The sequence below is a fragment of the Micrococcus sp. HG099 genome, assembly GCF_024723355.1.
GTDB classification, from domain to species: Bacteria; Actinomycetota; Actinomycetes; order Actinomycetales; family Micrococcaceae; genus Micrococcus; species Micrococcus endophyticus.
The window spans coordinates 1-6,310 of sequence record NZ_JANQCJ010000129.1; the positions used below are offsets into that span (position 1 = coordinate 1).

At 78.4% G+C, this 6,310-nt stretch carries 2 protein-coding genes; both read left to right on the forward strand.

Going from position 1 to position 6,310, the window contains the following annotated elements; all coding sequences use genetic code 11:
• The first annotated feature begins 85 nt into the window (after nucleotides 1-85).
• Nucleotides 86-3,502 (forward strand): ATP-dependent DNA helicase, encoded by a 3,417-nt coding sequence (locus NWP10_RS10000; protein WP_258300800.1) that lies wholly within the window; start codon nucleotides 86-88, stop codon nucleotides 3,500-3,502.
• Nucleotides 3,490-6,310, forward strand: a 2,821-nt coding sequence (locus NWP10_RS10005; RefSeq protein WP_258300801.1) for an ATP-dependent helicase, incomplete at its 3' end; no start/stop codon positions are given. The genes NWP10_RS10000 and NWP10_RS10005, both read left to right, overlap by 13 nt.

The following is a 6,310-nucleotide window of genomic DNA, read 5'->3' on the forward strand; positions in this document are numbered from 1 at the left end:
GCTGGGAGCCGGACGAGGCGGCGCTGGGCGCCGTGGCCGCGATCGCTGCGCGTATCGTGTCCGGGCCCGGTGCGAGGATGCAGGCATGACCTGGCAGGCAGACGAGGACCTCCTCCTGGACGACGACGCCGCGGCCCCCGAGCGCGCCGCGCGGCTGGTGAGCCCGGCGGCCGCGCCGGCCGAGCGGGTCGCGCTGACCCCGGAGCAGGAGGCGGTGGCCGCGATGGGCCCGGGCCACGGGGCCGTGCTCGTGCTGGGCGCGCCCGGCACGGGACGCACCACCGTGGCCGTGGAGTACGCCGCGCGCCGGCTCGAGTCCGGGACGGACCCGGAGTCCCTGCTGCTGCTCGCCCCGAGCCGGGACGCCGCCGCCCGCCTGCGGGACGCGCTGACCCGCCGCCTCGCCGCCGCCGGCCGCGGCACCCGCGCCGTCACGCCCGTGCGCACGTGGACCTCCTACGCGTTCGACCTGCTGCGCCGGGCCCGCGTCACCGGCCCGCTGAGCCACCTGCCCGTCGCCCCCCGCCTGCTCACGGGCGCGGAGCAGGACACCGTGATCGCCGAGCTCCTGGAGGGGTACGCCGCCGGCCACGCCGAGGCGCCGCGCTGGCCGCAGGACGTGGCCGCTGCCGTCGAGACCCGCGGCTTCCGCCGCGAGGTGCGCGAGCTGGTGGACCGCATGAGCGAGTTCGGGGTGGAGCCCGGTCGCCTGCAGGAGCTCGGCGCCGCGCACGCCCGGCCGGTGTGGGAGGCGGCCGCCGTGCTGCTGCAGGACTACCGGGACCGGATCGACCTGGGCCTGGCCGAGGCGTTCGACGCGGCGGGGCTGATCTCCGCCGCGGTGCGCGTGCTCACGGAGCGCCACCCGGAGGACCCCGAGCGCGACGCCGCCGCCCTCGCCTTCGCCGCCGCCGAGCGGGAGCGGCTGCGCACGCTCGTGGTGGAGGACCTGCAGGAGGCGACCCCGGCCGTCCACGACCTGCTCGCCGTGCTGGGCCGCGGCCGGGACGTCCTGCTCACGGCCGGCCCGGACACCGCCGTCGAGGGCTTCCGCGGGGCGCGCCCGGACCTCGTCTCGCGCTATCCGCAGGCCCTCGACCCCGACCCGGTGCCCGGAGCCCCGGAGGCTCCGTCGGCCGAGGAGCGCACCCGCGTGCTCACGCAGGGGCACCGCATGGCGCCCGAGGTGCAGGACGCCTTCCTGCGGGTGGCGCGCCGGGTGCGCCAGCGCACCGCCGCCGTCGAGCGCACCCGCACGCAGACCGCCCCCGCGGACGGCCCCGGCACGGTGCGCGGCCACGTGGTCCCCACCCGCGCCCACGAGGACCAGCTGGTGCTCGAGCGGGTGCTGCGCGTGCACCACGAGGACGAGGTGCCCCTGGACCGCATCCTCGTGGTGGCCCGCTCCGGCTCGCGGGTGGCCGCGCTGGCCCGTCACCTCGAGGCCGAGGGCGTGCCCGTGCTGCGCGACGCCGCCGGCCTGGTGCTCAAGGAGGAGCCCGCCGTCGCCCCGCTGCTCACGCTGCTGGCCGCCGCCGGCGCGCTCGCGGACGACCCCGAGGCCGGCGTGGAGGACGTGCTGGACCCGGACGAGGTGGTGGCGCTGCTCACGGGCCGCTACGGGATGGCTGGGGTGCTGCACGTGCGCCGGCTGCGCCAGGACCTGCTCGCCGCCGAGCGCGGCCGCGGCGGACGGCGCTCCTCGGACGCCCTGCTCGCCGCCGCCCTGCTGGACCCGGCTCTGGCAGGGCCGGAGCACGAGCGGCACCGGGCCCTGCGCCGGGTGCACTGGATGCTGCGGGCGGGGCTCGAGGCCGCCCGCGCACCGTCCGCCTCGCCCGAGGCGGTGCTGTGGGCGCTGTGGTCGGCCTCCGGCCGCGCCGAGCGGTGGCGCTCGACCGCGCTGCGCCCCGCCGAGCACGCGAACGACCGCCGTGAGTCCCGCCGCGCGGACGCGGACCTGGACGCCGTCGTCGCGCTGTTCAAGGTGGCCGAGCGCTTCGTGGACCAGTTCCCGGGCGCCGCCCCGGAGGCCTTTGCCGTGTACATGGAGTCCCAGGACCTGCCCGTGGACACCCTGGCCCGGCGCGCCGAGGCCGGCGACGCCGTGCACGTGCGCACGCCCGCGGCCGCCGCCGGCCAGGAGTGGGACACCGTGATCGTGGTGGGCCTGCAGGAGGGCGTGTGGCCCAACACCCGCCTGCGCGGCCAGCTGCTCGGCGCCACCGACCTGGCGGACCTGCTCACCCTCCCCGAGGGCGGCGCCTGGCCCACCGACCACCGCATCCGGCTGCAGGAGGTGCGCCAGGACGAGCTGCGCATGCTCGCCGCCGCCGTCTCCCGTGCCCGCCGCCAGGTGGTCGTCACCGCCGTGCGCTCCGCCGAGGACGCGCCCTCGGACTTCCTCGACCTCGTGGACCCGCCCGAGCGGCTGCCCGTGCCGGCCCGGGACGAGGCCGGGGTGCGGCGCCTCACCGCCGTGCCCGACCCGATCACGGCGCCCGCCCTCGCGGGCACGCTGCGCCGCCGCCTCGAGGAGGACCCGGGTCAGGGTCCCGCGGCCGCCGGCCTGGCGGCCCTGGCCCGGGACGGGGTGGGCGTCGCCGACCCGCGGCGCTGGTGGGGCCTGCTGCCGCTGTCCACGGACGCCGCGCTCGCGGACCCGGCGCAGGACGTCGTCGCCCTCTCGCCCTCCCGCGTGGAGACCGCCCTGCACAACCCCCTGAACTGGCTGCTCTACCACGTGGGCGCGACGGCCGGGGGCACCCTCGCCCAGTCCGTGGGCACCCTGGTGCACTCCGTGGCCGAGCACCATCCCGAGGGCGTGCCGGAGCAGGTGCGCGCCGAGCTCGAGCGGCGCCTGCCCGAGCTGGGCCTGCCCGAGGGGTGGATCACCGAGATCGAGCACGAGCGGGCCCGCGCCCTCGTGGACGCCTACATCGGCTACTGGAGCATCGCCCGGGACGCCGGCCGCCGGCCCGTGGCCCAGGAGGTGCGCCTGCTCGCGGAGCTCACGTGGGGCGGGACCACCGTGCGCATCACCGGCGTGGTGGACCGGCTCGAGGCGGACGCGGAGGGGCGGCCCTTCATCGCCGACCTCAAGACCGGCCGCAGCGCCCCCACCGGCCCCGAGATGGCGCGCCAGCCCCAGCTCGCCGCCTACCAGGTGGCCGTCCTCGCCGGCGGCCTCGAGCAGATCCGCGACGACCCGGACGCCGACCCCGCCCTGCGCGCGGCGCTCGCGGACCTGGCCCGGCCCGCCGCCCCGGCCGGCGCCGCGCTGGTGCAGCTCGGCGCCGGCACCCAGAAGACCAAGGTCCAGGACCAGCCCGCCCTCGGGCCGGAGGACGACTGGGCGCTCGAGCAGGTCTTCACCGCGGCACGGCGCACCGTCGGGCCCCGGTTCCTGGCCATCCACGAGGCCGGGGGCCGCCGGTGCGCGCTGCCCTCCGTCTGCCCGCTCTGCTCCGAAGGAAGGCAGGTCACCGAATGGCCCCGCTGACCGGCGGCCCCGCCGCCCCCGACCCCGGCCGATCGGCCGGATCCGACGCCGTGCCGGCCGACCGCCCGGGCACCGCGGACGCCGTGCACGCCCCGCAGGACATCGCCGCCCGGCTGGGCCTGCCCGCGCCCACCGAGGAGCAGGCCGAGGTGGTCACCGCGCCCCTGGCGCCGCGGCTCGTGCTGGCCGGCGCCGGCTCCGGGAAGACCGCCACCATGGCCGACCGCGTGGTGTGGCTCGTGGCCAACGGCGTCGTGCGCCCGGACGAGGTCCTCGGCGTCACCTTCACCCGCAAGGCCGCCGCCGAGCTCGCCGAGCGGATCAACGGCCGCGTGGACGCCCTGCTGCGCTCCGGGCTGCGGATCCCCGGCTTCGACGGCGAGCCCGAGGACCTGGGGCGGGCGTCCGTGTCCACCTACCACTCGTACGCCGGCGCCCTGGTGCGGGACCACGGGCTGCGCATCGGCGTGGAGCCGGAGGCCCGGCTGATGGGCGGGGCGGACGCCCACCGCCTCATGGGCTCCGTGGTGCGCTCCCACCCGGTGGTCGCGGACACGCTCGGCGTGGCCCCCTCCCGCCTCGTCTCGCAGGCCCTGCACCTGGCCGGGGACATGGCCGAGCACCTCGTCACCCCGGAGGAGGTCCGCACCCACCTGGCCCGCGTGGCGCAGCAGGGGCGGGACCTGCCGCTGCCGCCCCGCACGAAGGCCCCCACGAAGGAGATCGCCGCGTTCTTCACGGGGCTCGCCGACCGGGCGCTCATGGCCGACCTCGTGGCCCGCTACGACGAGGTCAAGCGCGAGCAGGACGTGATGGACTTCGGCGACCTGCTGCGGCACGCCGCCCGGATCGCCTCCGAGGTGCCGGCGGCGGGGGAGCAGGAGCGGGCCCGGTTCCCCGTGGTGCTCCTGGACGAGTTCCAGGACACCTCGCACGCGCAGATGCGGATCTTCGCCGGGCTGTTCGGGCCGCGGGGTCCGGAGGACGACGCCGCCGGGCTGGGGCACTGCGTCACCGCGGTGGGGGACCCGCACCAGTCCATCTACGGCTTCCGCGGCGCCTCCGCCGGCCAGCTCTTCGCGTTCCCCCACGCCTTCCCGCGCCTGGAGACGGGCCCGGACGGCGGCCGGCGCCGCGTCAACGCGGACGTGTCCCACCTGACCGTCGCGTGGCGCAACGAGGAGTCGATCCTGGCGGTGGCCAACACCGTGGCCGCCCCCCTCAACGCCCACGCGGCCGCCTCCGGCGGCGCGCCCGTCGAGGTGCGCACGCTGCGGCCCCGCCCGGGGGCCGGCGACGGCGTGGTCCGGGTGGACCGGTTCCTCACCCCCGAGGAAGAGGCGCACGACGTCGTCCGGCGGCTCGCCGCCCTGACCGAGGCCGACGACGCCGCGCCCAGCCGGGCCGTCCTGTGCCGCACGCGCGCCCAGTTCGGCCCCGTGCTGGAGGCCCTCGAGGCCGCCGGCGTGCCGTACGAGGTGCTCGGCCTCTCCGGGCTGCTGGCCCTGCCCGAGGTGGCCGAGGTGCTCGCCGTCCTCCACGTGCTCGCCGACCCGGCCCGCGGCGACCAGCTTGTCCGCCTGCTCACCGGGCCGCGCTGGCGCATCGGCCCGGCGGACCTCGAGGTCCTCCACGAGCGCGCCCGCTTCGTGGCGCGGATGCGCGCCCGGCGGGCCGCCGGCGAGGACGCGCAGGACCCGGAGGGCACGGGCGGCGCGGACCCCGAGGCCGCGGCGGCCGAGGACGTCAGCCCCGAGGAGGAGGCCGACTCCGCGGCGCTGCTCGAAGCCCTCGACTCCCTGCCGGGCGAGGGCACCGAGTGGACCGGCTCCCGAGGCCGGGGCATCTCGGCCGAGGGGCTCGCCCGGCTGCGCGCCGCCCATGCGGAGCTGCGCCGGCTGTCCGCCCGGGCGGGGGAGGACCCCGCCGACCTCATCGCCGAGGTGGTGCGGGAGACCGGTCTGGACGTCGAGATGGCGCTGCGCCCCGGCCTCTCCGCTGCCGCCGCCCGGAGGCACCTCAACGCGTTCCAGGACGCCGCCCGGGACTTCGGCGCCGGCACCGCCGGGGCCGACCTCGCCGCCTTCCTGGCCTGGACCGAGTCGGTCATGGAGCTCGAGGACGGCCTCGGCGTGGAGAACGCCGAGCCGACCCCCGGCCTCGTCCAGGTGCTCACCGCCCACGCCTCCAAGGGCCTGGAGTGGGACGTCGTCGCGGTCCCGGGCCTGCAGGAGGGCACGTTCCCCTCCACCCGGGCGGACCGCTGGACCACCCCCGGCTCCGGGGCGCTGCCGTGGCCCCTGCGCGGGGACAGCGGCTCACTGCCGCAGTGGGACGGGACCTGGGCGCAGGACCAGCGCGACTGGGTGCAGTCCGCAGGCACCAAGTACAGCTCGAAGGCGGCCCAGGAGGGCAACCCGGACCCGTACGCGGCCGCCGTCGAGGCCCACGCGGAGCGGGAGGAGCGCCGCCTCGCCTACGTCGCCGTCACCCGCGCCCGGCGCGAGCTCTGGCTCAGCACCTCCGCGTACAAGGGGACGAACAAGGACCCGCTGCCACCCTCGGCGTTCCTGGAGGAGGCGGCTGGGCTGGCCGGCCGGGTGCCGGGCGTCGTCGCCGGCCACGCCCCGGACGAGGACGGGATGCCGGAGGCGAACCCGGCGGCCGGGCGCACCCTGGTCGCCTGGTGGCCCTTCGACCCCCTGGACGGCCCCGAGGCGTTCCTCGCCGACCCGGAGGACCCCGAGGACGAGGGCCGGTGGCGGCCCCTGCCGCGCCGGGCCCGCGCCCGTCGGGACGCCGTCGAGG